25 protein-coding genes are annotated in these 24,932 nt (G+C 47.8%); 19 read left to right on the top strand and 6 right to left on the bottom strand.

The genetic code is table 11. From position 1 onward, the window contains the following. Positions 1-2 precede the first annotated feature (2 nt). Complete coding sequence (locus BZG76_RS05980) at positions 3-1,193, bottom strand: FIST signal transduction protein (RefSeq protein ID WP_077460528.1); 1,191 nt, start codon at positions 1,191-1,193, stop codon at positions 3-5. Positions 1,194-1,337: 144 nt separating this feature from the next. Here BZG76_RS05980 and BZG76_RS05975 point away from each other — a divergent pair, with 144 nt between their 5' ends. Beyond that, on the top strand, positions 1,338-1,898 hold the full coding sequence (locus BZG76_RS05975) for a hypothetical protein (protein ID WP_021023212.1): 561 nt from the start codon (positions 1,338-1,340) through the stop codon (positions 1,896-1,898). Positions 1,899-1,985: 87 nt separating this feature from the next. Here the strand turns inward: BZG76_RS05975 and BZG76_RS05970 are convergent, their stop codons facing one another. Then, entirely contained in the window at positions 1,986-2,405 is a 420-nt protein-coding gene (locus tag BZG76_RS05970; RefSeq protein ID WP_021023211.1) for a hypothetical protein, read from the bottom strand. Positions 2,406-2,682: 277 nt separating this feature from the next. Here BZG76_RS05970 and ccoN point away from each other — a divergent pair, with 277 nt between their 5' ends. From ccoN to ttcA, 11 genes are all read left to right on the top strand, one after another. Further along, positions 2,683-4,110, top strand: a complete 1,428-nt coding sequence (gene ccoN, locus BZG76_RS05965; protein ID WP_077460527.1) for a cytochrome-c oxidase, cbb3-type subunit I — start codon at positions 2,683-2,685, stop codon at positions 4,108-4,110. A 13-nt stretch (positions 4,111-4,123) separates the two neighbouring features. Beyond that, positions 4,124-4,735 (top strand): cytochrome-c oxidase, cbb3-type subunit II, encoded by a 612-nt coding sequence (gene ccoO / locus BZG76_RS05960; protein WP_077460526.1) that lies wholly within the window; start codon positions 4,124-4,126, stop codon positions 4,733-4,735. 12 nt (positions 4,736-4,747) lie between these two features. Beyond that, complete coding sequence (locus tag BZG76_RS05955; RefSeq protein ID WP_077460525.1) at positions 4,748-4,930, top strand: cbb3-type cytochrome oxidase subunit 3; 183 nt, start codon at positions 4,748-4,750, stop codon at positions 4,928-4,930. Continuing rightward, positions 4,930-5,910 (top strand): cytochrome-c oxidase, cbb3-type subunit III, encoded by a 981-nt coding sequence (ccoP, locus tag BZG76_RS05950; RefSeq protein ID WP_077460524.1) that lies wholly within the window; start codon positions 4,930-4,932, stop codon positions 5,908-5,910. Before BZG76_RS05955 ends, ccoP begins: the two co-directional genes overlap by 1 nt. A gap of 65 nt (positions 5,911-5,975) precedes the next feature. Then, positions 5,976-6,461, top strand: coding sequence for a FixH family protein (locus BZG76_RS05945; protein ID WP_021023206.1), 486 nt, complete (start codon positions 5,976-5,978; stop codon positions 6,459-6,461). Positions 6,462-6,463: 2 nt separating this feature from the next. Further along, on the top strand, positions 6,464-8,836 hold the full coding sequence (locus tag BZG76_RS05940; RefSeq protein WP_077460523.1) for a heavy metal translocating P-type ATPase: 2,373 nt from the start codon (positions 6,464-6,466) through the stop codon (positions 8,834-8,836). Positions 8,837-8,846: 10 nt separating this feature from the next. After that, positions 8,847-9,059, top strand: coding sequence for a cbb3-type cytochrome oxidase assembly protein CcoS (ccoS, locus tag BZG76_RS05935; RefSeq protein ID WP_021023204.1), 213 nt, complete (start codon positions 8,847-8,849; stop codon positions 9,057-9,059). Beyond that, the gene (locus tag BZG76_RS05930; protein WP_077460522.1) at positions 9,046-9,720 is read left to right on the top strand and encodes a sulfite exporter TauE/SafE family protein; all 675 of its coding nucleotides are present in this window, start codon (positions 9,046-9,048) and stop codon (positions 9,718-9,720) included. Before ccoS ends, BZG76_RS05930 begins: the two co-directional genes overlap by 14 nt. Before the next feature lie 64 nt (positions 9,721-9,784). Then, on the top strand, positions 9,785-10,534 hold the full coding sequence (locus tag BZG76_RS05925) for an FNR family transcription factor (protein ID WP_077460521.1): 750 nt from the start codon (positions 9,785-9,787) through the stop codon (positions 10,532-10,534). 148 nt (positions 10,535-10,682) lie between these two features. After that, positions 10,683-11,630, top strand: coding sequence for a universal stress protein UspE (gene uspE / locus BZG76_RS05920; protein ID WP_021023201.1), 948 nt, complete (start codon positions 10,683-10,685; stop codon positions 11,628-11,630). A 181-nt stretch (positions 11,631-11,811) separates the two neighbouring features. Further along, positions 11,812-12,741 (top strand): tRNA 2-thiocytidine(32) synthetase TtcA, encoded by a 930-nt coding sequence (ttcA, locus tag BZG76_RS05915; RefSeq protein ID WP_077460520.1) that lies wholly within the window; start codon positions 11,812-11,814, stop codon positions 12,739-12,741. A gap of 121 nt (positions 12,742-12,862) precedes the next feature. Here the strand turns inward: ttcA and BZG76_RS05910 are convergent, their stop codons facing one another. Together BZG76_RS05910 and BZG76_RS05905 are read right to left on the bottom strand one after the other, a co-directional pair. Next, positions 12,863-13,513: a DUF2987 domain-containing protein gene (locus tag BZG76_RS05910; protein ID WP_077460519.1), complete on the bottom strand. Its 651-nt coding sequence runs from the start codon at positions 13,511-13,513 to the stop codon at positions 12,863-12,865. A 29-nt stretch (positions 13,514-13,542) separates the two neighbouring features. After that, positions 13,543-14,367, bottom strand: coding sequence for a membrane protein (locus tag BZG76_RS05905; RefSeq protein WP_021023198.1), 825 nt, complete (start codon positions 14,365-14,367; stop codon positions 13,543-13,545). A 272-nt stretch (positions 14,368-14,639) separates the two neighbouring features. On the opposite strand from BZG76_RS05905, the gene potA reads away from it, so the two are divergent. From potA to BZG76_RS05885, 4 genes are all read left to right on the top strand, one after another. Next, the gene (gene potA / locus BZG76_RS05900; protein WP_025744391.1) at positions 14,640-15,755 is read left to right on the top strand and encodes a spermidine/putrescine ABC transporter ATP-binding protein PotA; all 1,116 of its coding nucleotides are present in this window, start codon (positions 14,640-14,642) and stop codon (positions 15,753-15,755) included. Beyond that, entirely contained in the window at positions 15,742-16,596 is an 855-nt protein-coding gene (gene potB / locus BZG76_RS05895) for a spermidine/putrescine ABC transporter permease PotB (RefSeq protein WP_077460518.1), read from the top strand. Before potA ends, potB begins: the two co-directional genes overlap by 14 nt. Continuing rightward, positions 16,593-17,363, top strand: coding sequence for a spermidine/putrescine ABC transporter permease PotC (gene potC, locus BZG76_RS05890; protein WP_077460517.1), 771 nt, complete (start codon positions 16,593-16,595; stop codon positions 17,361-17,363). The genes potB and potC overlap by 4 nt, the downstream gene beginning before the upstream one ends. Positions 17,364-17,425: 62 nt before the next feature. Next, on the top strand, positions 17,426-18,478 hold the full coding sequence (locus tag BZG76_RS05885) for an extracellular solute-binding protein (RefSeq protein WP_077460516.1): 1,053 nt from the start codon (positions 17,426-17,428) through the stop codon (positions 18,476-18,478). Between the two features lie 45 nt (positions 18,479-18,523). Here the strand turns inward: BZG76_RS05885 and cobB are convergent, their stop codons facing one another. After that, positions 18,524-19,240 (bottom strand): Sir2 family NAD+-dependent deacetylase, encoded by a 717-nt coding sequence (gene cobB / locus BZG76_RS05880; RefSeq protein ID WP_021023193.1) that lies wholly within the window; start codon positions 19,238-19,240, stop codon positions 18,524-18,526. Between the two features lie 189 nt (positions 19,241-19,429). On the opposite strand from cobB, the gene BZG76_RS05875 reads away from it, so the two are divergent. Next, positions 19,430-20,137 (top strand): DUF3581 family protein, encoded by a 708-nt coding sequence (locus BZG76_RS05875; RefSeq protein WP_077460663.1) that lies wholly within the window; start codon positions 19,430-19,432, stop codon positions 20,135-20,137. Positions 20,138-20,242: 105 nt separating this feature from the next. Here BZG76_RS05875 and BZG76_RS05870 read toward each other — a convergent pair whose 3' ends face one another. After that, positions 20,243-21,145, bottom strand: a complete 903-nt coding sequence (locus tag BZG76_RS05870; protein ID WP_077460515.1) for a LysR family transcriptional regulator — start codon at positions 21,143-21,145, stop codon at positions 20,243-20,245. Between the two features lie 178 nt (positions 21,146-21,323). Between BZG76_RS05870 and BZG76_RS05865 the strand changes: the two genes are divergently transcribed. Both BZG76_RS05865 and dld read left to right on the top strand, forming a co-directional pair. After that, positions 21,324-23,015, top strand: coding sequence for an L-lactate permease (locus BZG76_RS05865; protein ID WP_077460514.1), 1,692 nt, complete (start codon positions 21,324-21,326; stop codon positions 23,013-23,015). Positions 23,016-23,114: 99 nt separating this feature from the next. Continuing rightward, positions 23,115-24,926: a D-lactate dehydrogenase gene (dld, locus tag BZG76_RS05860; protein WP_077460513.1), complete on the top strand. Its 1,812-nt coding sequence runs from the start codon at positions 23,115-23,117 to the stop codon at positions 24,924-24,926. The last annotated feature ends 6 nt before the right edge of the window (positions 24,927-24,932 follow it).

Raw genomic sequence — 24,932 nt, 5'->3', positions numbered from 1 at the left:
GATTAATCCTTATGAAATAGCACAGCCGAGATCATTAAGTTACCGTGAGATAACTCTCCCCCTTTAAAGAGACCTTGCTCGCCAAACGTAAAGGGGCATACAAAAGGAGCGTTATACAAGGCCGTATTGATATTATCAGCCACTTGGTCGAGGCGATCTTTTACATGCAACATGCATCCAGCGCAGTAGATCGCTAATCCACCCAGAGGCTCAGGCTGACACAGTGCATGATCATTTGCTGACTCCACTACTCGACTGGCTCGCGAAATGAGCCCCTCGCTGGTTCCCGACATAAAATAGACAGTTTGGCCAACCTCAAGCTGAGAAAATAACTCCATATGACCTTGCGCATTAATAAATGTCGGATGCGACAATGTGTAGTATGGCAAACCATGTATTGTGCCGGTTTGAGTGCCTAGCGGATAAAGCGTGGATTGAGAGAAAAGCGAATCTGTAGGATCAAGAATCAATCCAGTTTCTGACTCGTACCAGCGTTTATACACTTCGGCAGCAGGTTGATGATTTAAGCTCACCAATGCGCGACCACGCACATCCGTCACCGTCGCATGCCTTTGAGTCGGTGCATAGCCAGAATGGAACGAGTAACTGACCCGAGCTGAGGGATAAAAAACGCTGATCGCGATGCCGGACGTTGCTGTTTGCTTATGATCGAAAATAGCCCAGTTTCCACCGACTGTTTCTGCCGCGGCCGAACCACCGATGACGGGAACAGATACGCCTAGCTCTTCTCGGATTGCCGATAAGGTTGCCTCTTCTTCACCAGGCGTGCTGTGCAATGCAATCAATTTGGGTAACTCGCCGCATCGCCCACTTTCTTCAATCGCTTGAGTCAGTGCCATACGCGCCGAGTCGCGCACATGGCGGTGTGCTTGATGGGAGACCAAGGCTGAGCCATAACTCCCTTTATCATCACTGCATGCCCAGATAGCGGCCGCAGGACCGCTGGTACATCCATTTTGGGTCATCACGCCATAACACGTAGAACAGCCGATGAGTGGTACGCCCGGAAAAAGACGATATAAGGTACGTTGAAGCGCTTGAACGTCATAATGCTCAGTAAAGTAGATCATCAAAAGCTTAGGCGTACTGATACGCGTTTTGATGGTGCGCGCCAATGCATAGGCGGCTTGTACTGCGTCATCAGCTTGAGTTCGTGCCGTTGCTATCTTCATGTCACCGTTACGTTGATAGGAATATGAGTGTATGACAGTGCTAATGATACATGTATCAAGCGATCAATTCATTGTTCTCGGTGGCTGAAATAGATTCTAAACTGACGTATCCTATACGCCCTTTATATCAATTGAGCGTTGAACATGGATTGTCGACCCGTTGCGCTATTGGGTGGCGCGAGCACTTTAGGCGCCACGATTGCTTATCAACTTGCCGCTCAAGGCTATACCCCCATTATTATCGATCACAATCAGGCCTCTGCACTTGATATCGTTGCTCATGAACCTAGAGTTCGATTTAAATCAGTTCCGGCGCTTACCGTCGACGCTCTTACCGCTGCCTTATCGCAAAGTGTATCTCAACTTGCACCGCTAACTGGCGTAGTTCAGGTTGCCAAAGACGGTGAACGGTACATGCGACTGTTGGGGTATCCAGTTTTAGATCAATTTTGTCAAGCTGACGCGGCTTGTGTCATGATTTATCCACATGGGGGGCTAATAAAGCCCCGTCTCGATGACATACCGGACACAAACTTCTTGCAACGGATTAACAGTGTCACTTTCTGGTTGGATCACAATTTTAACAGTGGTGATGAAACATTATCAGTGCGTGAAAAGTGCGAAGTTTTATCACCACTGGTTTGCTTTCTTTTAGGGGAAGAATCAAAACGCATTAATAATCAGGTTTTTAGCGTTAAACTGTAACTGTGTAAATATAAAAACCATCATAAATAAGCATTTTCTTTAGTAATAAAGCACTGCATCGATAAATACGATATAAACCGCACTTATTTATCCTTTTTCTGGGTAATTAAATTTAAATTGATACCGATCAAAGACAACGTTAAATATACCCATATCGGTAGGGAGATCGTGACGAGACCATTGCCAATTAGTCCGGTATCCTTCCCCTTCTTGAACCTGCTTTATGCTTAGCTCAGGTGATTGCTTCCCCTTTTGATCCCAGTACGCGGAGTGAGGTTTACTCTCTGAAACTAAAGAAAAATATATAGTGTCATTCTTCCTTACCCATTCATACGCGACTTTTTCTTGAGATTGTGATGTGCCACAAAAACCAGTCGCATCCTTACAATCTATAATTGTCAGTCCTGGCGTATAAATGACCGTGCGCCAAAAGAAGGCGATCACTAAAAGTGTAAGCATAACGATAATTTGCGCTAATCGCCCGCGAGTGAGTTTTTCTGCTGCCATGTGTGGCTTTCTCCATGTTACAGAGGTCAAAGTTTTATCAGAAAGGGAGGTAAGCCTCACGAAGTGTGTGGGTTAGCCCCTGTTTTTTAACCAGTATCTACAGTATGATTCTGGTCGAAAATGCCATTTTTACAAAGAAATAGCAACGGAGTGTATAAAGCGGTTAAAAACCGTACGCAGCCGAGCGATTTAGTAAAAAAGGTATGTTAATAGACGAAGCGGAGGCTTCGTCCGTATCAAACGTGAGTGTAGTTAACCAAAAGTGGAAGCATGCAATATGAGCCAAGTTAAGCAGCTTGAACAAGACTACAACTACCGCGTTGTCCGCCAATTTACTCTAACAACCATTTTGTGGGGTATTGTGGGCATGGCGGTAGGTGTACTTATTGCCGCTCAGTTAGTGTGGCCTGCACTGAACTTTGATGTTCCGTATTTGACGTACAGCCGTTTGCGTCCACTGCATACTAACGCAGTGATTTTCGCATTCGGCACCAGTGCGCTGTTTGCAACGTCGTATTATGTTGCACAACGTACTTGTCAAACACGGTTATTCGGAGGGAAGTTAGCAGAGTTCACCTTCTGGGGTTGGCAAGCCATTATCCTTTCAGCAGCTATTTCGTTGCCAATGGGATACACCACCTCCAAAGAGTACGCTGAACTAGAGTGGCCAATCGATATCGCCATTGCGGTGGTATGGGTGGCATACGCTATCGTGTTCTTTGGCACATTAATTAAGCGTAAAACCTCGCATATTTACGTTGCGAACTGGTTCTTCGGTGCCTTTATTCTGACCATTGCTGTCTTGCATATCGTTAACAGCATGGCAATCCCAGTTTCACCGATGAAGTCTTACTCCATTTATGCCGGTGCAGTCGATGCAATGGTACAGTGGTGGTATGGACATAATGCGGTCGGGTTTCTATTGACTGCTGGCTTCCTGGGTATGATGTATTATTTCGTTCCCAAGCAAGCTGGTCGTCCTGTTTATTCCTACCGTTTGTCTATTGTCCACTTCTGGGCGCTGATCTCACTGTATATCTGGGCGGGACCTCACCACCTTCATTATACGGCTTTGCCTGACTGGACTCAGTCGCTGGGTATGGTGATGTCGCTGATCTTATTTGCGCCTTCTTGGGGCGGTATGATTAACGGTATTATGACCCTCTCTGGCGCATGGCATAAACTACGTTATGACCCGATTCTGCGTTTCTTAATCGTGTCCCTGTCCTTCTATGGTATGTCGACGTTTGAAGGGCCGATGATGTCAATCAAAACGGTGAATGCGCTATCGCACTATACCGATTGGACGATTGGCCACGTACACTCTGGTGCGCTCGGCTGGGTTGCGATGGTGTCAATCGGCTCTATCTACCACTTGATTCCAAAACTGTTTGGTCAAGAGCGTATGTACTCCGTTTCACTGGTAAACGTACACTTCTGGCTAGCCACCATTGGTACCGTACTTTACATCGTCGCGATGTGGATTTCTGGTGTCATGCAAGGCTTGATGTGGCGCGCAGTGAATACGGATGGCACATTGACGTACAGCTTTGTGGAGTCATTAGAAGCCTCCTACCCGTTCTATTTTGTCCGCTTTATCGGTGGTGCAATTTTCCTATCAGGCATGTTCTTGATGGCTTACAACGCATATAAAACTATTCGTGCGCCGGAAGCTAGCTTGAAATCGCTTGAGCCTGCGGTGTAAGGAGGACGATTAAATGAGTTCAAATCGCCACGAGATAGTAGAAAAAAACACAGGCTTGCTCGCGATCTTAATCATTGTCGCCATTAGTTTTGGCGCCTTAGTGGAAATCACACCACTGATTTATCAAGAGCAAACCACTGAACCGGTTGATAACCTTCGTCCGTATACAGCCTTAGAGATGGAAGGGCGTGATATTTACATCCGTGAAGGCTGTAATGTTTGTCACAGCCAAATGGTTCGTCCATTCCGGGCCGAAACTGAGCGCTATGGTCACTACGGCGTTGCAGGTGAAAGCGTGTGGGAGCATCCATTCTTATGGGGTTCTAAACGTACAGGTCCTGATCTCTCCCGTGTTGGGGATCGGTATTCTGACGAATGGCACCGCGTTCACTTGATTAACCCACGTGACGTCGTGCCTGAATCGAATATGCCTGGTTTCCCATGGCTAGCAGAAAATACGCTAGACGGAGAGACAACGGCTGCGAAGCTTGAAGTGTTTCGCGATCAATTTGGTGTGCCATACACCGATGAAGATATTAAGAACGCAGAAGCCGCGGTTAAAGGCAAAACGGAGATAGAAGCGTTGATTGCTTATCTTCAGTCACTAGGTCACGCAATGAAGTAATAAGGAGGGCCTATGGATATCGGCACCTTTCATAGTATTTGGACCGTGGTCCTATTTGTTAGCTTCATTGGGATCGTTGTTTGGGCTTATAGCAAACGTCGCAAAAAACACTTTGATGAAGCGGCTAACCTGATTTTCGACGAAGAAGAAAAGGGTCAGGATAAGCCCAATAACAAGACAGGAGATAATCGCTAATGAGTACGTTTTGGAGTATCTTCGTAACAGTCATCGTACTCGGCACGATTGCTGGCTGTGCTGCCCTTATCATTTGGACGACCAAAGATAAAATGGGCGTCGCAGAGGGCGATGACATGGGTCACGACTACGATGGTATTCGTGAGCTGAATAACCCACTTCCCAAGTGGTGGTCATACATGTTTTGGGCCACATTGGTATTTGGGTTGGGGTACCTCACCCTTTACCCGGGGTTAGGTAATTTTGCTGGCGTATTAGGTTGGAAGAGCTCTTACCAAAATGTTAGCAACGTTGATGAATCACGCGAGTTAATGGCGAAGGCACAAGAAGCTCAGCACATTAACCAATACGCGATGGAACTCGACGCTGCAGACAAAGTGTTTGGTGAGGCATTCCGTCAACTCGCTTATCAAGAAGATGGCAAGTCACTGCGTCCAATAACACAAATTGCGCGCAATGAAGAAGCCTTAAAGGTTGGCCAACGCTTGTTTAGCCAAAACTGTGCTGCTTGCCATGGGTCGGATGCACGAGGTCAAGCCGGCTTCCCTAACCTAACGGATGATGCTTGGCTATACGGTGGTGAACCTGAAACCATCAAAGCCACTTTGCTCCACGGCCGAAAAGGCAACATGCCAGCTTGGCTAGATACCATGGGCGAAGAGGGTGTCCAAGAAGTTGCCGCTTACGCGTTAAGTTTGTCAGGCCGTAAAGTCGACCCGCAAATGGCTGCAAAAGGTAAAACCCGATTTGTGGTATGTGCCGCTTGTCATGGAACAGATGGTAAAGGTAACCCTGCTTTCGGTGCGCCGGACTTAACCGACAACATCTGGCTATACGGTGGCTCACGTCGAGCGGTGGAACAAACCATTCGTGGTGGCCGTCAAGGTGTTATGCCCGCATGGGAAGCGCATCTTGGCGAAGAAAAAATTCAGATACTCTCTGCCTATGTATGGCGTTTGAGTAATCCTGAAGTAGAATAGAGACTTACGTATAAACTGGCCCCTGCTTGCAGGGGCTTCCTAATGCTCATCCCAAGGAGCTTCAGATGATAACCCCCTGGTACAAGCAGTTTTGGCCTTGGTTCCTTATCGCCCTACCAGCGACTGTCGTCGTCGCGAGTCTATCTACCTTTGCGTTATTTCAAAAAAATGCGGTTTCTCTTGTTGCGGAAGACTATTACAAGAAAGGAAAAGCCATTAACCTTGATTTATCGAAGTTGAAAGTCGCAGACCAACTTGGTATTTCAGCGCAACTGTCAGCGACTGAAGACGCAATTGCCATCGCACTTGATAAAGGGCAACTTGATACATTTCCGACGCTGAAAGTTCACATACAACATCGTACCTTAGAGCGTAAGGACGTGAATGTCATGGTAAACCCAAATCAAGCTGGGATTTATCATATCGATTTGGCCGAGCCTATGTCCGGCCCTTGGTTTATAGAACTGGCGTCGTTTGACAAACAGTGGAAGGTCAACGGTCGTATTAATTTCCCTCTCTCGAATACCCTGACGTTAAGCGGTAAACAATAACTATGACGACTCCCTGTTATCACTGTGGTGATCCTGTTTTAACAGGCGACACCTTCCAAGTCGTGATCTTCGATAAATCTCGCCTTATGTGTTGCCCTGGCTGCCAGGCTGTGGCAACCACTATCGTAGACAGTGGTTTGAGCTCTTATTATCAGTATCGTACCGAGAACGCGGATAAAGCAGAGTTGGTGCCAGAAGAGCTTAAATCACTGACTTTGTATGATAACCAAGATATACAACAAGAGTTTGTTCGTGATGTTGCCGATCAAAAAGAAGTCCCTCTTTCATTAGATGGCGTTTCTTGCGCGGCCTGTGCATGGCTGATTGAAAAACAATTGCAGAGAACCAAGGGGGTTACCCATATTCAAGTTAACACCACCACCAACCGTGCCCTGGTTCGTTGGGATGATAGCGAAACATCACTGAGCACAATACTCACACGCATTCATCATCTTGGGTATAAAGCAGCCCCTTTTGAAGCGGATAAGCAAGAGCAGCAATACCATCGTAATATGAAGCAATATCTCTATCGGTTAGGGATTGCTGGCCTCGCGACAATGCAGGTGATGATGTTAGCGGTGGCAATGTATTTCGAAGTGTTTGGCGATATGGATGAAACCTTTCGCAACTACTTCCGCTGGATTAGTCTTATCTTTGCCACCCCTGTTCTACTTTATTCCGCCTTACCTTTTTACACTAATGCATGGCGTAATCTAAAAGCCAGAACGCTCGGTATGGATGTCCCCGTTTCGATTGCCCTACTCTTTGCCTATTTCTCGAGCTTATACGCAACGGTAACAGGTAAAGGTGAGGTCTTTTTTGAATCGGTGGCAATGTTCACCTTCTTCTTATTGTTGGGGCGCTTTTTAGAAATGCGCGCCAGGCGTACAGCGGCAGCAGCCAGTGCCAATTTATTGAAATTGGTGCCGAAGATGGCACGTCACCTTACGGGTGAAACCGTTCCGGCCAACAGCTTAAAGGTCGATGATCACGTTCGGGTGTTACCGGGAGAGCCTTTTCCCGCCGATGGGCGAATCCTGTCAGGCAAAACATCAGTAGACGAAGCCATGTTGACCGGAGAGTCGTTGCCACAAACCAAACAAAGCGGTGATACCGTGTATGCCGGCACCATGAATGTTGAGGGCAATGTCGACATCACCGTCATTAATAACCATAAAGAATCGCTCGTCGCGCACATTGTTCGCCTACAAGATGAAGCACAGATGGCAAAGCCCAAAGTCGCTGTTTTGGCGGACCAAATTGCGCGTTATTTTGTCGCTGCTATTCTCATTATTTCTGCATCGACGTGGCTCTATTGGCACTTTTCTCGACCTGATGATGCTTTTTGGATCATGCTGTCGGTGCTCGTTGCAACCTGCCCCTGTGCGCTGTCGTTAGCGACACCTACCGCGTTGACCTGCTCGACGTCAACATTTGGTCAACTCGGCATTATGTTGCGTCGAGGACATGTCTTAGAAACGTTAACCAAAGTGAACCGATTAGTGGTCGATAAAACCGGCACATTAACCGAAGGCACCGTGCAGATCAGTACGATTGAGATCAACAGCGACACGTTGACAGAGCAACAGGTGATCAATATTGCCGCTAGCCTGGAAGCGTTCGCCAATCACCCGATAGCGAACGCATTTCAGGCTCGGGCCACGGAAAAAGTCAACGTCGGCGCTGCCGATAATCATATCGGGCAAGGCGTGAGTGGTACTATCGATGGCCAATATTGGCGCATTGGTAAAGCCAGTTTCGCGTTATCAGACGGGGCTGAAAGCTACCAATCGTATCCGGTCATACTCAGCTGCGATAACAAACCGGTCGCGACATTCTCGCTTATCGATCCCGTCCGGCCCAGTAGTGCCAGATTAATTGCCGCGTTCAAGGACGCGGGCATCCAAACGACAATGTTAACCGGCGATCAGTCACGCAATGTCAAACAAGTCGCTGATGAGCTCGGTATAGACTCTGTTGTATCTGGCGTGTCTCCTCAAGGCAAACTGTCATATCTTCAAAGCCTTGATAGTCGTACAATTACCTTGATGATCGGTGATGGTGTTAATGATGCGCCCGTTTTAGCGGGTGCTCATTTATCCGTTGCCATGGGAGGCGGAACCGATATCGCGAAGTCATCCGCCGATATGGTACTTCTTGGTGATGATTTAGAAAAACTGCTAACTGCAAGACGTCTTGCTCAACAAACGCGACGGATCATTCGAGAAAACTTAGCCTGGGCATTGGGCTACAACGTGACCATTTTGCCTTTGGCTGTCATGGGCTTTGTCGCGCCATATGTTGCTGTGGTCGGAATGTCTGCTAGCTCCATTATTGTGGTGTCTAACTCGCTGCGCCTGCTCAATAAAAAATAAGGATAGCGTTATGGCTAGTTTGTACATCTTGATTCCGATTGCGATCATGCTGGTGTGCGTCGCCGGCGTCGTCTTTATTTGGGCGGTAAAATCCGATCAGTTTGAAGATCTTGAGCGTCAAGGCTCTTCTATTCTTTTCGATGAAGAAGAACCAGAGAAAAAGCCCACTCCTCAGTCAAATGACACTGAGAACACTGACTCTTCACATCATGACAAACGTTGATTTTATCGGTGCATTAGGGATTGGCTTGCTCGGCGCTGGCCACTGCCTCGGTATGTGTGGCGGTGTCGCAGCGGCCATGTCCTTCGGGGTGCCTGCTGAGCGTGCCAAATGGCCCTATATTCTTTTGTACAATTTAGGCCGGATAACCTCTTATATCGTAGCGGGCACACTCATTGGGGGCGCAGTTGCCTCGTTGCTCGCGCTCTCTGACCTCACTCACCACCTTGCCGTATTGCGACTTTTTGCCGCAGTAATGATGCTATTGCTGGCCGCTTATATGGCGCAATTATGGAATGGTCTGAGTTATATTGAGCGTATCGGTAGCAAGCTCTGGCGCTATATTTCGCCTCTTTCTTCTAAGTTGATACCGTTGCGCTCTCCCCTCTATGCCTACCCTTTTGGTGTGGTGTGGGGCTGGTTACCCTGTGGCCTTGTCTATTCAGCACTCAGTTGGGCTGCCGTTGCGGGAAGTGCGTCTGGCGGCGGACTAGTTATGCTAGGGTTTGGGCTCGGAACGCTACCGGCAATGTTAACGGTTGGCGCGTTTGCAGAACGAATTAAACCAATACTGAATAATCGTCTAGTACGCTTGACATGTGCCATAATGTTGGCAGTTTATGGCCTCTACACCTTACAAGGTGCATTGAAACTCCTTATATAAGGTCGACCTAGCACACGATAATGGTGTAATATGTTAATTGACGTTTTCAAAATCAGGCAGGTGTATGGTGTCGAATAAGATCATCACTCGGCGGGTTCAGTCTGGTGGCTGTGCGATCCATTGTCAGGATTGTAGTATAAGCCAGCTTTGCATTCCCTTTACGTTAAATGAGCAAGAGTTGGATCAACTGGATAGCATCATTGAGCGCAAAAAACCTATTCAGAAAGGCCAAGAATTGTTCAAAGCCGGTGATAATCTTCGAGCGCTCTATGCGATACGCTCAGGAACGGTTAAAACCTATACCATCACTGAGCAAGGTGATGAGCAAATTACGGCTTTCCATCTCGCAGGCGATTTAGTTGGCTTTGATGCCATTAACGATAATGAGCATCCAAGTTTTGCTCAGGCGTTAGAAACATCGATGATTTGCGAAATCCCCTACGATACGCTCGACGATTTATCTGGCAAGATGCCAAAGCTTCGTCAGCAAATCATGCGACTAATGAGCAACGAGATAAAAGGTGATCAAGACATGATCTTGCTTTTATCGAAGAAAACAGCAGAAGAGCGTTTAGCCGCTTTCCTGTATAGCCTTTCAAAACGCTTTGCACAACGTGGGTTTTCACCGCGTGAGTTTCGACTAACCATGACGCGTGGTGACATTGGTAACTATCTGGGTCTAACGGTAGAAACCATTAGTCGTCTATTAGGCCGTTTCCAAAAATCAGAGATTCTCGCGGTAAAGGGTAAATACATTACAGTGTTAGATTTAGAAGAGCTGGCACGCCTTGCTGACGAAGAGTGTTTGGTTTAAGCTTTCTTTGGGTAAATAAGTTGTTAATAAATGGCGCTTTAATGCGCCATTTCTCTTTTTTGCTATCGGAACCATGAATTATTTCGCGCTACCCGGTCAACTAGGTTAAAGTGACAGTAACCGATGCATCTGTGCAAAGGAGGCAGATATGTCCAGGTACAGCAACCTTCTCGTCGTTATTGATCCTTCCCAAGAACAACAACCCGCGTTATCACGTGCGGTTACGCTCAGCCAACGAAGTGATTCTGCGGTTAAGCTTACGCTCTTTCTCGCCATTTACGACTTTTCCTATGAAATGACCTCGATGCTTTCGTCTGATGAACGACAAGCCATGCGTCAAGGTGTCATGCACCAGCGTGAAGAATGGATGAATGAGATCATTCAGTCCCACAATGCACAAGACTGTGAGATTGAAAAAGTCGTCGTTTGGCACAACCGTCCTTACGAAGCGATTGTCGAGCGCGTACTCAGTCATCAGCATGATCTTGTCGTCAAAGCGACGCACAAGCACGACACGCTAGGTTCAGTGATTTTTACCCCAACGGACTGGCACTTACTCCGTAAATGTCCCAGCTCTGTGTTATTGGTAAAAGAGCATGGTTGGCCGGATAAAGGTAAAATTGTCGCGTCCGTTCACGTGGCTTCAGAAACAGAAACCCACGCCGAACTCAACGACAAATTAGTCGATGAAGGCAACGTGATGAGTGCGATGCTGGGCGCTGAGCTACACCTTGCGAACGCCTACCCAGCAACACCGGTGAATATTACTATTGAGCTACCTGACTTTGATCCTAGTGCTTATACCGATGCCGTCAGAGGCCACCATCTCACCGCCATGAAGGCACTGCGTCAGCGCCATCACATCGAAGAGACGCGAACCCATGTTCAAGAAGGCTTGCCAGAGGATGTCATTCCTAATATCGCACGAGAGTTAGATGCAGAGTTGGTGATCCTAGGAACAACTGGCCGCACTGGACTATCGGCTGTCTTTATCGGCAACACAGCAGAGCATATGATTGATCAGCTCGACTGCGATCTGCTTGCGATCAAGCCTGATGGATATATCAGCCCGCTCGATCCCCGAGCCAACGACTAAGTCATTGTCACCCGCCCATACAACAGGCAGTGCAGCTCACCGCCTGTTGTTGGCTGTCTTGTTTATATTCATCCCGCCTTTATAGTGACTAGCATTTATAGTCAAAATCCGTATCATACCCGCCATTCATGCACACTGGCAGCTTAATGCGTTTAGACTGCCTGACAACGCGATAGTACTTATGAGCACGCAAGAGCTGAGCAAAGCACAAAAATACGGGTTTAATAAACTGCAAAAGCGCATTCGCCGGAATACAGGCCAAGCCATTGCAGATTTTAATATGATTGAAGATGGCGACCGCATTATGGTTTGCCTTTCAGGCGGGAAAGACAGCTACACCCTGCTTGATATGTTGCAAAGTCTGCAAAAAAGTGCCCCTGTCTCGTTCGAGTTAATCGCCGTTAACTTGGATCAAAAACAGCCCGGCTTCCCTGAGCACATTCTCCCCGAGTATTTAGACGAATTAGGGGTCGAATATAAGATTATCGAAGAAGATACCTACTCGATTGTTAAAGAAAAAGTGCCAGAAGGAAAAACCACGTGCTCACTGTGCTCGCGTCTGCGTCGTGGCATTCTATACCGTACGGCGAAAGAGTTAGGCGCTACCAAAATAGCGCTTGGACACCATCGTGATGATATTCTGGAAACGTTGTTTTTAAATATGTTTTACGGTGGCAAACTAAAAGGCATGCCGCCCAAGCTCGTCTCCGATAATGGCGAACACGTTGTGATTCGTCCATTGGCCTATTGTCGCGAAAAAGATATAGAACGTTATTCAGAGCAGAAAGCGTTCCCTATCATTCCTTGTAACCTGTGCGGATCTCAGCCTAACTTGCAACGCCAAGTGATTAAAGAGATGTTACAGGGCTGGGACAAACGTTACCCGGGACGCATTGAAACCATGTTCCGCGCGATGCAAAACGTGGTGCCCTCACACCTTGCCGATGCGACATTATTCGACTTTAAATCAGTCGCAGCAGGCATGGCTTATGAAGGTGATGGCGATACCGCATTTGACAAGGAAAGCTTTACTGACCCGGCGCCTGACTCAGAAGCGGTCGTTGAAGTAGACCCTGAATTATCTCTCGATATTGTCAATCTCAAGGCATAAGATCACAGTGTGATCACTGAATTACAAAAGCGCTCACTGGTCTAGTGAGCGCTTTTTTCTTTCCCTGATCGTTCGAATTTAACCGCTCTTAGCGTTAACAACCTCTAAGATCAGCAAGCAGTTAACCGTTTTTCGGGAGCCAAGGCGATACTTTAATGGGCGCCTCAGGCAGAGTTAATTTAACCTCTTGCCCAAGGCCGCTAGCATCAATGATAGCTTGATGATCATCAATGGTATAATCCTGCCCTTCACTGCTGGTTATTTTCCCTGTCGCCGAGGGCGAAAAATGGATCACCACCCCCTGCGTTTTAGGCATAAACCAAGAGGCAAACATCCCACCCAGGTTTTCCATCATGGTGTCCATTTGTGGTAGCCAGTCGCGAACTTGTTGGCTGGTTAGCGTCTTTCCGACCGGCTTATCCACCAACACTTGGAATGAAATATCACAATTTAGCGTTGACGGTGTTTCAACAAAGACATCGGGATTCACTTTACGCAGCTGGTTATCCAACGGCAACGGCAACGCTTGCGAGGCAGGAATGGTAAATTCCTCATAATGCTCTTTTTTTCGCATCCAAGCTCGTGAGATAGGACAAACCTGACCAGAATCCGCTGATACCATAAAGTACGCCACACCGATATCAGGGTGACCCTCTTCGGTATTGTGCTTTAGTTGGGTAAAGAGTTTGCTATAACTAAAACGGTATGTCTCGGCACTTGCAGGGAAACTGATCATCCCCAATAGCGCCAATACACTGATTACTTTTTTCATCGATACTCCACATACGGGCTTAGCGTGGTTCAGGCATCAAATGTATCCTGGCCTGACGAGGGTGATGACGCGTTTGATTTGTCGGGATTATTCTCGCTTTTGGGTGACACGGTCACTTCGACCCCTACGCCAAACATTTCTCGGTAAATCACGCCTTTAACATTGAAAAGGAAGGGTAACGCCCAAACCAATGCAAAGCCAGCCGTGGCAAAAGAAATGAGAAATAGCACACCCACCACCGCATAAATGGTTGCCATCTGAAACAGCTTTTTGTTTACCGCGCGGAAAGACACACTCAAAGCTTTCATGGGTGTGACACGCTTCTCGCAAATTAATAACGGCGCCATGGAAAAAACCATCGCAACATAAAGGCTAAGCAGCGGAAAAATCAAACTCGCGACACTTTGCAGCGTAGCGGACAAGCAAATCACCACAGTGACGGGTAATGCGAAAGCTAACCCTTTTAGCAGATGACGAGGCTTGGAACGAAAGCCGATCGCATGGCTAAGTCCCATCAAACTTGCCCCAGCATATAAAGGTGCAATCAAAACCTCTGACGTGAAGTTAGCTAGCCACACGGAGGAGATCATATCGGTGGTAAGCTCTCGTTGCCCGACAAGCGCCTCAAACAAATGCGAGGGTGCGCCCAGCAACAAAGCAAGCATTAGCATTAGAATACCAATTTGAGTCGCAAATAAGCCCAGCGCCGCGGGTAAGAAAGACCAGAAGTGTTTTAAGGTCTGCGAGAAAGCCTCTTTAATGATCTCAAACGGATCGAGGCGGTAACGGCCATTCAGTGCGGTTTCTATCGACCCGCCCATGTGTATCGCATTATCGTATTCTTGTTGACTCATAATCGTTATCTATCATGACTGATGCACACAGTATATCTGACTGTCGCCCATAGCTAAAAATCATTCTGACGGATCCGGGAAAAATAACCCAAAGTTGTCTGTGTGAGCACTGAAAAGCGTCAAGGATGCTATCCACGCCAGTCATGAAAGGAAATGCATTAAATGGGGAGAAAAATTGCTTTAACTTCGACTTGTGCGCGTCTATTATGCGCCGTCTGTTTTATGGGTACGTATGTACAAGACAATTTGCCAGGTAGAGAGAGAACGAACCATTGAATCACACCCATCTATCTCACAAACCGGTTGTCGAGCTGGCGTCATTAACCAAAAGTTTCGACGGCAAAGAAATTATTTCCCGCTTCAATTTAAGCGTGAATGACGGTGAATTTCTCACCATTCTCGGTCCTTCGGGTTGTGGTAAAACAACCGTATTACGCTTAATTGCGGGGCTTGAGGACGCTGACAGCGGCCAGGTTATCATTGACGGTCAAGATGTCACCGATTTGCCTGCCGAACAACGCAACGTCAACACTGTGTTTCAAAGCTATGCCTTATTTCCCCACATGAGTGTGTTTGAAAACGTGGCATTTGGCTTACGTATGCAAGGTGTGAACCGCAATGAGATCGAACCACGTGTGATGGAAGCACTGCGCATGGTGCAGCTGGACCACTATGCCTCACGCAAGCCCCACCAGTTGTCAGGCGGTCAGCAGCAGCGTATTGCGATTGCGCGTGCTGTGGTGAATAAACCAAGCGTCTTACTGCTCGACGAATCGCTCTCTGCACTCGATTATAAACTGCGTAAGCAAATGCAAATGGAGCTCAAGCAGCTTCAGCGTAAACTCGGCATTACGTTTATCTTTGTCACCCATGATCAAGAAGAAGCGTTGTCGATGTCTGACCGTATACTGGTCATGCGTGAAGGCGAAATCGAACAAGACGGTTCACCACGTGAGATCTATGAAGAGCCAAAGAACTTGTTTGTCGCCCGGTTTATTGGCGAAATCAATGTCTTTGATGCCACCGTGATCAAACGCATCGATGAAAACCGCATTTGGGCCAGTATTGAATCCCGTGAGTGCGAGGTATTCTGCAAGCTTGATGTGAAGCCTGACGATAAGGTCAAGGTATTGCTGCGCCCTGAAGACATTCGCCTACAAGAAATTAGCGATGATGCGGAGCCTAACGGTATTGTCGGCTACGTACGCGAGCGTAACTATAAAGGCATGACCCTGGATTCAGTACTCGAGCTTCCGTCAGGGCAAACCGTGATGGTCAGTGAGTTTTTTAATGAAGACGATCCAGATGTTGATCACTCTCTGAATCAAAAAGTCACCTTGACCTGGGTAGAGAGCTGGGAGGTGGTATTGGCCGATGAAAAAGCTTAATCTTCAAACAGCCATTATTGGTTTGGTGGTCGGCTGGTTGTTGGTATTTGTTTTTTTGCCCAACCTAATGATCATCGTCACCAGTTTTTTAACCCGCGATGACGCCAATCTTATCGAGATGACGTTCACGCTGAGTAACTACGCAAAACTTCTCGATCCTCTCTACGCTAAAGTGGTGTGGCATTCCTTCTACATGGCAGCGTTAGCGACGCTGATTTGTCTGCTTATCGGCTACCCGTTTGCCTTTATTGTTGCCAAGATGCCCAAAAAAATGCGTCCAATGATGCTCTTTTTAGTCATTGTGCCATTTTGGACTAACTCATTAATCCGCACATATGGCCTCAAAATCTTTCTGGGCACGAGAGGGTTACTCAATGAAAGCCTAATGTGGCTTGGGATCATTGAGCGCCCTATCCGTATTATGTACACCGAATATGCGGTCATGATCGGTCTCGTTTATATCTTGCTGCCGTTTATGATTCTGCCGTTGTACTCCAGCATTGAAAAACTGGACAACAGCTACTTAGAGGCGGCACGCGATCTGGGCGCCAACAAGTTACAATGCTTCTTGCGCGTGATCTTACCACTTACTACGCCAGGCATTATTGCCGGTAGTTTACTGGTGATTCTTCCAGCCCTCGGCATGTTCTACGTCTCTGACTTATTAGGTGGGGCGAAAAACCTATTGATCGGTAACGTGATTAAGAGCCAAATCCTCAATGTTCGCGATTGGCCATTTGGTTCCGCGGCCAGTATTTCTCTGACGGTGCTCATGGGGCTGCTGCTATTTGCCTATTGGCGTGTGGGGAAATGGATGAATCGTAAGGAGGCATTATCATGAATCGCTTTGTTAAAGGCAGCTTCCTCTCTTTGGTTTATGCTTTTTTATATATCCCAATTCTGATTTTGATCGTCAATTCGTTCAACGCGAGCAAGTTTGGGATGAGTTGGAAAGGCTTTACTTGGCAATGGTATGAGGAACTTGTAAATAATCATAGCCTGATGCAAGCCGCGGGGAACTCACTGACCATTGCTATTTTTTCTGCTAGTGCGGCCGCTATTATAGGTAGCTTAACCGCGGTAGCACTGTTTCGTTATCGCTTTCGCGGCAAGCAGTTTGTCAATGGTATGCTGTTCGTGGTGATGATGTCGCCCGATATCGTGATGGCTATCTCGCTGTTGGCGCTCTTTATCTTAATGGGCGCACAATTAGGATTTTTGACCTTGCTGCTGTCACACATTACTTTTTGCCTGCCGTTTGTAGTAGTAACGGTTTACAGCCGCTTAAATGGTTTTGATGTCAAAATGCTTGAAGCCGCACGTGACTTAGGCGCGAGCGAATGGGTTATTTTGACCAAAATCATCCTACCGCTTGCCGCTCCCGCGGTTGCAGCGGGCTGGTTACTAAGCTTCACCTTGTCACTGGATGATGTCATCGTCAGCTCTTTTGTCACCGGGCCAGGTTATGAAATCTTGCCGCTCAAAGTTTACTCCATGGTAAAAGTCGGCGTGTCGCCAGAAATTAACGCCCTTGCCACCATTATGCTGATTGTGTCACTCGTACTGGTCATGTGCTCACAATGGCTAGCCAAAGATCGACTAAAATAACCCATTCCCCAGGGCAGTTGACAGGTCAGCCGCCCTCCTTTTTGTGTTACGAGGAGCTCACCATGGTTAAATGGTCCCCCTTTTTTGCGCTTACCCTGTTCGGTGCATTACTCACGTCTACCGCGACCGCCGCGACCGCCGCGGACAATGATGTTTTGTATTTCTACAATTGGTCTGAATATATCCCTAATTCGGTTATTGAAGATTTCACCGATGAAACGGGTATTGAGGTGATGTACTCCACCTATGAGTCAAACGAGACCATGTATGCCAAACTGAAAACGCATCCTGAGGGCTATGATCTTGTGGTGCCGTCAACTTACTATGTCGCTAAAATGCGTCAGCAAGGCATGCTACAACAAATCGACAAATCGCAACTCCAGCATTTTTCAGGTCTGGATCCGGTTAACTTGAACAAACCTTTTGATCCTAACAATGATTATTCTGTGCCCTATATTTGGGGAGCGACAGGTATCGGCGTTAACACCGACTTTATGGACAAAGCCGATGTCTCGAGCTGGACAGATTTATGGGATCCCAAATGGCAAGGCCAACTGTTGATGATGGATGATGCCAGAGAGCTATTTCACATTGCCCTGCGAAAACTCGGTTACTCAGCCAACACCACAGATCCGGAAGAAATAAAAGCGGCCTATGAGTCACTTAAAGCGTTGATGCCAAATGTATTGCTCTTTAATTCTGATTTTCCGGCTAACCCGTTTTTAGCCGGTGAAGTTACCTTAGGCATGCTTTGGAATGGCAGTGCCTACATGGCACGTCAAGAAGGCGCATCGATCGACATGGTGTGGCCAGAAGAAGGCGCAATTTTTTGGATGGATAGCCTCGCGATTCCAGCGGATGCTAAAAACGTCGATGCCGCGCATAAAATGATCGATTTTCTCTTACGTCCGGAAAACGCCGCTAAGCTTGCCCTGCAGATAGGTTATCCAACGCCAGTGAAATCCGCCTATCCGTTATTGCCTGCCGCGTTTAAAAATAACCCGCAAATTTATCCACCACAGTCGGTGATGGCTGCCGGCGAATGGCAAAACGATGTAGGTGACGCCAACCGACTTTATGAAGATTATTTTCAACGCTTAAAAGCCGGTATGTGATCCCGCGTACTGTTCTAGACTGTCAGGGGCAAAGACGCCCCTGATTTATCGCTCAAGCGCCAGTATCTCATCCACCAGCTCAGGCACTAAAGTGCTTGCTTTGCCGTAGCGCCGTTCATCAAACTCGCTCTCAACCGCACTGGGTTCGAGGTTGATTTCAATTGTATGCGCGCCATGCATTGCCGCTTCATGCACAAAGCCCGCCGCGGGATACACTGCCCCCGATGTCCCTATAGAGATAAACAAATCCGCTTTATTTAACGCCTCATGGATTTTCCCCATGCCCCATGGCATTTCACCAAACCAAACAACATGAGGCCGCAAAGGTGCCGGCATTTGACAACAGTGACAGTGGTCAGAAACCGAAATATCACCTTTCCAATCAATAGTTTGCTGAGAGTGACTACAGCGTGCCTTTAATAGTTCGCCATGCATATGAATAATATGATGGGTGCCAGCTCGCTCATGGAGATCGTCAATATTTTGTGTCACCACCAGCACAGAGGCATGGGTTGTTTTTTCCAAGTAAGCCAAGGCGTTATGGGCGAGGTTTGGGCTCACTCCCGACTGTAATTGTCGACGGCGATCATTGTAAAACTGCTGCACTAACGTCGGATTGCGCTCAAACCCCTCAGGCGTTGCAACATCTTCAATGTGGTGTTCTTCCCACAAGCCATCTTGATCACGAAATGTTTTTATCCCTGATTCCGCTGATATCCCAGCGCCGGTTAAAATTACGATATGTTGATAAGGGAATGTCATACGCCTATCCTTGATAATTCATTAACCTACGTCATTTATACCACTCTCGCCTTTACCATTGAAGCATTGTGGTTTTAGACCTTAGTCGTTGACATCACTCACAAATAAGCGATGTAACGACTGGCTAGACCAATGCTTGGTACTGCTTGGGTTACAATGGCCGCTTATTTCTCGTATCTGTTACTCACTATGAATTTAGAACATTATTATTCTGAGCAAGATGGAAAACTGATTTTTACTCGCCAACAAGCGAGTGACTTTGCGAAACGCGTTGCCGGTGACTTTAACCCCATTCATGATACCGATGCGTCACGATTTTGTGTGCCGGGGGATCTGCTCCTTTCTATTTTGCTCGCAAAAACGGGGATCAGTGAGGAAATTGAAATTCAGTTTAATGGCATGATCAGTGCCAACACCCCTTTAACTATCGTTGAAACAGATGAGGAAGTCACTGTCGTCGACGATGATCAAAAGCGCTACCTAACAATGACTCGACGCGGCGCGGTGCGCCATGATCAGGCATTGGCGACCGAAATAGCTACTCATTATGTTCAGTTTTCTGGTAAGAACTTCCCCCACATCATGGTGCCACTGATGCGTGAGCAACAGATGATGATAAACACCGATCGCCCATTGGTGATGTATGAAAAAATGCGCCTAGCATTCGACGATTTATCGATTGCCTCTGCGCAAGTCGAGCTCTCCGATTCAGCAATGCATGTCAGCGGAAAACGAGGAAAAGTCGAGCTCGCCTTCGATTTTATCGTTAACGGCCAACAAGTCGGTCACGGATGCAAGACCATGGTAGCCAGTGGATTACGCCCCTATTGCGAAGCGGCAATTCAAGACCTGGTTGAGCGATTTAATCAGCGAAAAGACGCTTACAGCACCATATAGCCCCGTGACTTTATAGTGTCCTATCGGCCCTGAAGCTCGCTAATCAGGGCCACTCACAGTGATGAAATCGCCCAGTGAATACTGATTCCCTAGAAGCCGTGCCAACTAGAAGCAGTGCTGAATAGCCAAATACTTATTGCGAATATGCTCAATCAATAAGCGTACCTTTTTCGGCGGTTGACGTGTAAACGGATAAACCGCGTAAATCCCAAGTTTTTTTCCCACTTGATCAGGGAACAGATCAATCAAATCCCCTTCGATTAAATCGTTATACACCAAACAGCGCGGCACATAAGCGATCCCATGACCACTCAACGCTCCCTGGCGCAATGCAATCGGGTTATCCGTAGACAGATTACCTGTCACTTTGATGACTTGATTTTTATCCTCGCCTTTAAACTCCCAATCACTCGCACCTGTGGTCTGATACGCGTATTGCAAGCAGTTATGCTGTTTAAGCTCAATGGGGTGCTGAGGCCTGCCGTGGCGAGCAATATAGCCTGGTGCTGCACATACGACCCACTGAGAATCGAGAATATGGCGAGCGATAAGACTCGAGTCTTCCAAGTACCCTGTACGGATCACTAAATCGAAGCCTTCATCAATCAAATCGACGAAGCGGTTGTTCAAAGACATATCAATATTCAAGCCGGGATATTGACCACAAAACTCAGCGACCGCTTCGGCTAACAATAACTCACCCGAGATTGTCGGGACGGATATCTTTATCTGCCCAGTAATCGCTTCTCCAAGTCCTGCAACAGCATCAAACGCTTCATCAGCGGCCTGCTTCACAGTTTTTGCACCTTGGTACAAGGTACGCCCTGCATCAGTAAGGGTCAGTTTGCGCGTTGTACGGTACAAAAGCTGCACGCCTAAGCCTTCTTCAAGCTTTTTAACACGTTTGCTAACTACGGAATTTGTCAGGGAATTTATTTCCGCGACCTTACTAAAAGAACCATACTCAACAACTTGAGCAAAAAGAACGAGATCATCTGTTTTAGGCATATTGTGTCAGTAATGGAAGTAATTATTTTCATTATTTCCATATATCAGAGAAATGTAAACGCGTAATGTCACACCTTGTTAACATTACGTCACCGAGCTGTCAGCAAAATAACAACACATGAGTGACGCCACTTTTTTACGTGATTTAACGGAAGAGACGCCTAACTAAGGAATACTTATGACAGATACCCTCTACGCCCTCGTTGCGTTCTCACCCATTGTGGTGGCTGCTATTTTACTGGTGGGGTTAAACTGGCCTGCCAAAAAGGCGATGCCGGTTGCCTTTATCATGACAGTCTTGATCGCACTATTCCAGTGGCAAATGAGCGCAGCCCGCGTATCGGCCTCTATTGCCCAAGGACTCATTATCACCGCCGCTGTCCTGTGGATCGTGTTTGGTGCCATCCTTTTACTTAACACGTTAAAGCACACAGGCGCGATCACCGTGATTCGAAATGGTTTTACCACTATCTCGGACGACAGGCGAATACAAGCCATTATCATCGCTTGGTGTTTCGGCTCTTTTATTGAGGGAGCATCTGGGTTTGGGACACCTGCTGCAATTGCCGCGCCACTCTTGGTTGCCATCGGTTTCCCTGCGCTTGCAGCGGTAGTGGTCGGCATGATGATCCAGTCAACCCCTGTGTCATTCGGCGCCGTGGGGACCCCCATTATCGTCGGGGTTAATAAAGGATTAGACAGTCATGCTATTGGTCAGACCCTCACCGCCAACGGCAGCGATTGGGCCACCTACTTGCAGGCAATTACCACGCAAGTCTCGTTTATTCATGCGGTGATCGGCACCCTTATGCCGCTGCTCATGGCTATGATGCTGACCCGTTTTTTTGGAAAAAATAAAAGCTGGAAAGAAGGCTTGGCGGTCGCGCCTTTTGCGATTTTTGCTGGTTTAGCCTTTACGGTTCCCTACGCGCTCACCGGCTGGCTGCTCGGCCCGGAGTTTCCATCACTACTCGGCGGGCTCGTCGGTATTGTGCTGGTCACGATAGCCGCCCGGAAAGGATTTCTTGTTCCTAAGACGCAGTGGGACTTTGATGATGAATCCACGTGGCCGACACATTGGCTAGGATCATTAAAAATGGACCTTAAAATCCAAGATAAACCCATGAGCATGGCAATGGCTTGGACGCCCTATATACTATTAGCTGTCTTCTTAGTGATTAGCCGCGTCAGCCCAACCGTTAAAACCGCACTCACGGATGTGAGCTTAAGTTTCACCACTCTGTTTGGTGAAACGGGCATTAATGCCGCCATTCAGCCTTTATATCTCCCTGGGGGCATTCTGGCATTTGTGGCCTTACTCGCCGTCTTATTACAAGCTCGTCAATTGGCCCCACTAATAACAGCTGCACGCGAGTCGAGTAAAACACTGATCGGCGCCGGCTTTGTCTTGGTCTTTACGATTCCAATGGTGCGTATTTTTATCAACTCAGGCGTGAATAGTGCCGAACTCGTCAGTATGCCCGTTATGACCGCACGATTTGCCGCTGATCTGGTCGGCGATGGCTTCCCAGCGCTGAGTGCAACAATTGGCGCATTAGGCGCATTTATTGCCGGTTCAAACACCGTTTCGAACATGATGTTTAGTCAATTTCAGTTTGAAGTCGCACAGACCCTGGGCGCATCGACGGTGGTTGTCATTGCTCTACAGGCCGTTGGCGCGGCCGCTGGCAATATGATTGCAATACACAACGTCGTCGCCGCCTCTGCAACCGTTGGCTTACTTGGGCGAGAAGGCGCGACGCTCAGAAAAACGATTTTACCCACGCTGTATTATTTAGTCGCGGCCGGCATTATTGGCATTATATTGGTGAACATACTGCAATTTGCTGATGTGCTCACTGTAGCGTAATCTCAATCCATCAGGCCGAGCGTCTCTCGGCCTGCCTCACCACAAGCGGGCCAGCTAGGCTGACCCCAGCCTTTGTAAACATGAAGGAAAGGAACGCTTATGAATACCCCATCACGTTTGTCGTCAACCCAGCAGCAAACTTTTCTCTCGACGTTGACGGACATCGTGGGCAAAGACAACCTCCTTACCGATAAAAGCCAAACCCAGCACTATCGCATGGGGTGGCGCTCTGGGGGCGGATCGGCACTGGCCGTGATCTTTCCAACCTCGTTAGTGATGCAATGGCGCGTGCTACAAGCTTGTGTTGCAGCCGATGTGGTCATGATTATGCAAGCGGCTAACACGGGGTTAACCGAGGGCTCTACGCCCAAAGGGGATGACTATGATCGTGATGTCGTTATTATCAACACCACCCGCCTCGACGGATTACAATTGATTGATGATGGCAAGCAAGTGATCAGTTTCCCTGGCACCACACTGCATCACTTAGAGAAAACGTTGCGTCCCCACCATCGAGCGCCTCACTCGGTCATAGGCTCGTCGTGTATTGGCGCCTCAATTGTCGGCGGCGTGGCGAACAACTCAGGGGGAGCGCTAGTGAAGCGTGGCCCAGCTTATACGGAATATTCGCTATTCGCGCAACTGACTGAACACGGTGAATTAGTACTGGTCAACCATTTAGGTATTGCCCTGGGTGACGACCCAGAAACCATACTCTCTCGCGTTGAAAAAGGGGATTACCGTCGCGAAGACGTTGTGTTTGACGACCGTAAAGCCTCCGCCCATGACTATGAGCACATCTTGCGTGATGTCGATGCCGACAGCCCTGCTCGTTATAACGCAGATAAACGTCGCCTGCATGAAGTAAGCGGGTGTGCCGGTAAACTCGCTGTGTTCGCTGTGCGACTAGACACCTATCCTATCCCTGAGCGCGAGCAAGTTTTTTATCTGGGTACCAATGATCCAGATGTCTTCAATACGCTGCGTCGACGTGTACTGTCTGAATTGTCGCATTTGCCAGAGGTCGGTGAATACATGCACCGTGATGCCTTTAATATCGCCGAGCGTTACGGAAAAGACGTGTTTCTCGCGATTGGGCAACTGGGTACCGATTCAATCCCCAAGATGTTTGCCTTAAAAGCCCAGATCACCGCCTGGTTAGACAAAGTACCGCTGCTGCCTAAGTCCTTACCCGACAAAGTGATGCAGTATGCCAGTCAATTATTTCCTCAGCATTTACCCAAACGCATGTTGGCATTTCGCGATCGATATGAGCATCACTTGATCGTGAAAGCCTCTGACGAGGGCATTAATGAGATATCCGCCTTTTTAAGCCGCTTTTTTGCCGAGCACCCAGACAGTGACTATTTTGCCTGTAATGCGGATGAAGCCAAAAAAGCGATGTTGCATCGTTTTGCCGCCGCCGGTGCAGCGATCCGCTATCACATTATGCACCACCGGGATAGTGAAGACATTTTGGCTCTCGACATTGCACTAAAACGTAATGAAACCGAATGGCAAGAACACTTGCCCGAAGAGATTGAACAAAACATAGTGACAAAGCTCTATTACGGCCATTTCTTCTGTCATGTGTTTCACCAAGACTATGTGATCAAAAAAGGCGCAGGCGTGGCAGCAATCAAAGCTAAGATGCTGGCGCAATTAGAAACCCGCGGCGCGAAATATCCGGCAGAGCATAATGTGGGACACCTTTATGCGGCAGAGCCCGATTTAGCCAACTTTTATCATCAGCTTGATCCAACCAACAGCTTCAACCCTGGGATCGGAAAAACCGGCAAGAAAAAGTACAGCACCGATTGCCAATGTCTTGACCATCAATTGCGGCACCCAACCTCGGATACCGTGACCAAGACAGCAACGTCAGGCTCATCGACAACCGCATCTCACTAGCCGCCG

It is taken from the genome of Salinivibrio sp. AR647, assembly GCF_001995415.1.
In the GTDB taxonomy this organism is placed as follows: domain Bacteria; phylum Pseudomonadota; class Gammaproteobacteria; order Enterobacterales; family Vibrionaceae; genus Salinivibrio; species Salinivibrio costicola.
Note: the sequence above shows the minus strand (reverse complement) of the source record. Positions and strands in the feature narration are given on the sequence as shown.

Bases quoted from the DNA above. Each gene is read 5' to 3' on its own strand.
- BZG76_RS05980 (WP_077460528.1), bottom strand. From the start codon at position 1,193: ATGAAGATAGCAACGGCACGAACTCAAGCTGATGACGCAGTACAAGCC.
- BZG76_RS05975 (WP_021023212.1), top strand. From the start codon at position 1,338: ATGGATTGTCGACCCGTTGCGCTATTGGGTGGCGCGAGCACTTTAGGC.
- BZG76_RS05970 (WP_021023211.1), bottom strand. From the start codon at position 2,405: ATGGCAGCAGAAAAACTCACTCGCGGGCGATTAGCGCAAATTATCGTT.
- ccoN (WP_077460527.1), top strand. From the start codon at position 2,683: ATGAGCCAAGTTAAGCAGCTTGAACAAGACTACAACTACCGCGTTGTC.
- ccoO (WP_077460526.1), top strand. From the start codon at position 4,124: ATGAGTTCAAATCGCCACGAGATAGTAGAAAAAAACACAGGCTTGCTC.
- BZG76_RS05955 (WP_077460525.1), top strand. From the start codon at position 4,748: ATGGATATCGGCACCTTTCATAGTATTTGGACCGTGGTCCTATTTGTT.
- ccoP (WP_077460524.1), top strand. From the start codon at position 4,930: ATGAGTACGTTTTGGAGTATCTTCGTAACAGTCATCGTACTCGGCACG.
- BZG76_RS05945 (WP_021023206.1), top strand. From the start codon at position 5,976: ATGATAACCCCCTGGTACAAGCAGTTTTGGCCTTGGTTCCTTATCGCC.
- BZG76_RS05940 (WP_077460523.1), top strand. From the start codon at position 6,464: ATGACGACTCCCTGTTATCACTGTGGTGATCCTGTTTTAACAGGCGAC.
- ccoS (WP_021023204.1), top strand. From the start codon at position 8,847: ATGGCTAGTTTGTACATCTTGATTCCGATTGCGATCATGCTGGTGTGC.
- BZG76_RS05930 (WP_077460522.1), top strand. From the start codon at position 9,046: ATGACAAACGTTGATTTTATCGGTGCATTAGGGATTGGCTTGCTCGGC.
- BZG76_RS05925 (WP_077460521.1), top strand. From the start codon at position 9,785: ATGGTGTCGAATAAGATCATCACTCGGCGGGTTCAGTCTGGTGGCTGT.
- uspE (WP_021023201.1), top strand. From the start codon at position 10,683: ATGTCCAGGTACAGCAACCTTCTCGTCGTTATTGATCCTTCCCAAGAA.
- ttcA (WP_077460520.1), top strand. From the start codon at position 11,812: ATGAGCACGCAAGAGCTGAGCAAAGCACAAAAATACGGGTTTAATAAA.
- BZG76_RS05910 (WP_077460519.1), bottom strand. From the start codon at position 13,513: ATGAAAAAAGTAATCAGTGTATTGGCGCTATTGGGGATGATCAGTTTC.
- BZG76_RS05905 (WP_021023198.1), bottom strand. From the start codon at position 14,367: ATGAGTCAACAAGAATACGATAATGCGATACACATGGGCGGGTCGATA.
- potB (WP_077460518.1), top strand. From the start codon at position 15,742: ATGAAAAAGCTTAATCTTCAAACAGCCATTATTGGTTTGGTGGTCGGC.
- potC (WP_077460517.1), top strand. From the start codon at position 16,593: ATGAATCGCTTTGTTAAAGGCAGCTTCCTCTCTTTGGTTTATGCTTTT.
- BZG76_RS05885 (WP_077460516.1), top strand. From the start codon at position 17,426: ATGGTTAAATGGTCCCCCTTTTTTGCGCTTACCCTGTTCGGTGCATTA.
- cobB (WP_021023193.1), bottom strand. From the start codon at position 19,240: ATGACATTCCCTTATCAACATATCGTAATTTTAACCGGCGCTGGGATA.
- BZG76_RS05875 (WP_077460663.1), top strand. From the start codon at position 19,430: ATGAATTTAGAACATTATTATTCTGAGCAAGATGGAAAACTGATTTTT.
- BZG76_RS05870 (WP_077460515.1), bottom strand. From the start codon at position 21,145: ATGCCTAAAACAGATGATCTCGTTCTTTTTGCTCAAGTTGTTGAGTAT.
- BZG76_RS05865 (WP_077460514.1), top strand. From the start codon at position 21,324: ATGACAGATACCCTCTACGCCCTCGTTGCGTTCTCACCCATTGTGGTG.
- dld (WP_077460513.1), top strand. From the start codon at position 23,115: ATGAATACCCCATCACGTTTGTCGTCAACCCAGCAGCAAACTTTTCTC.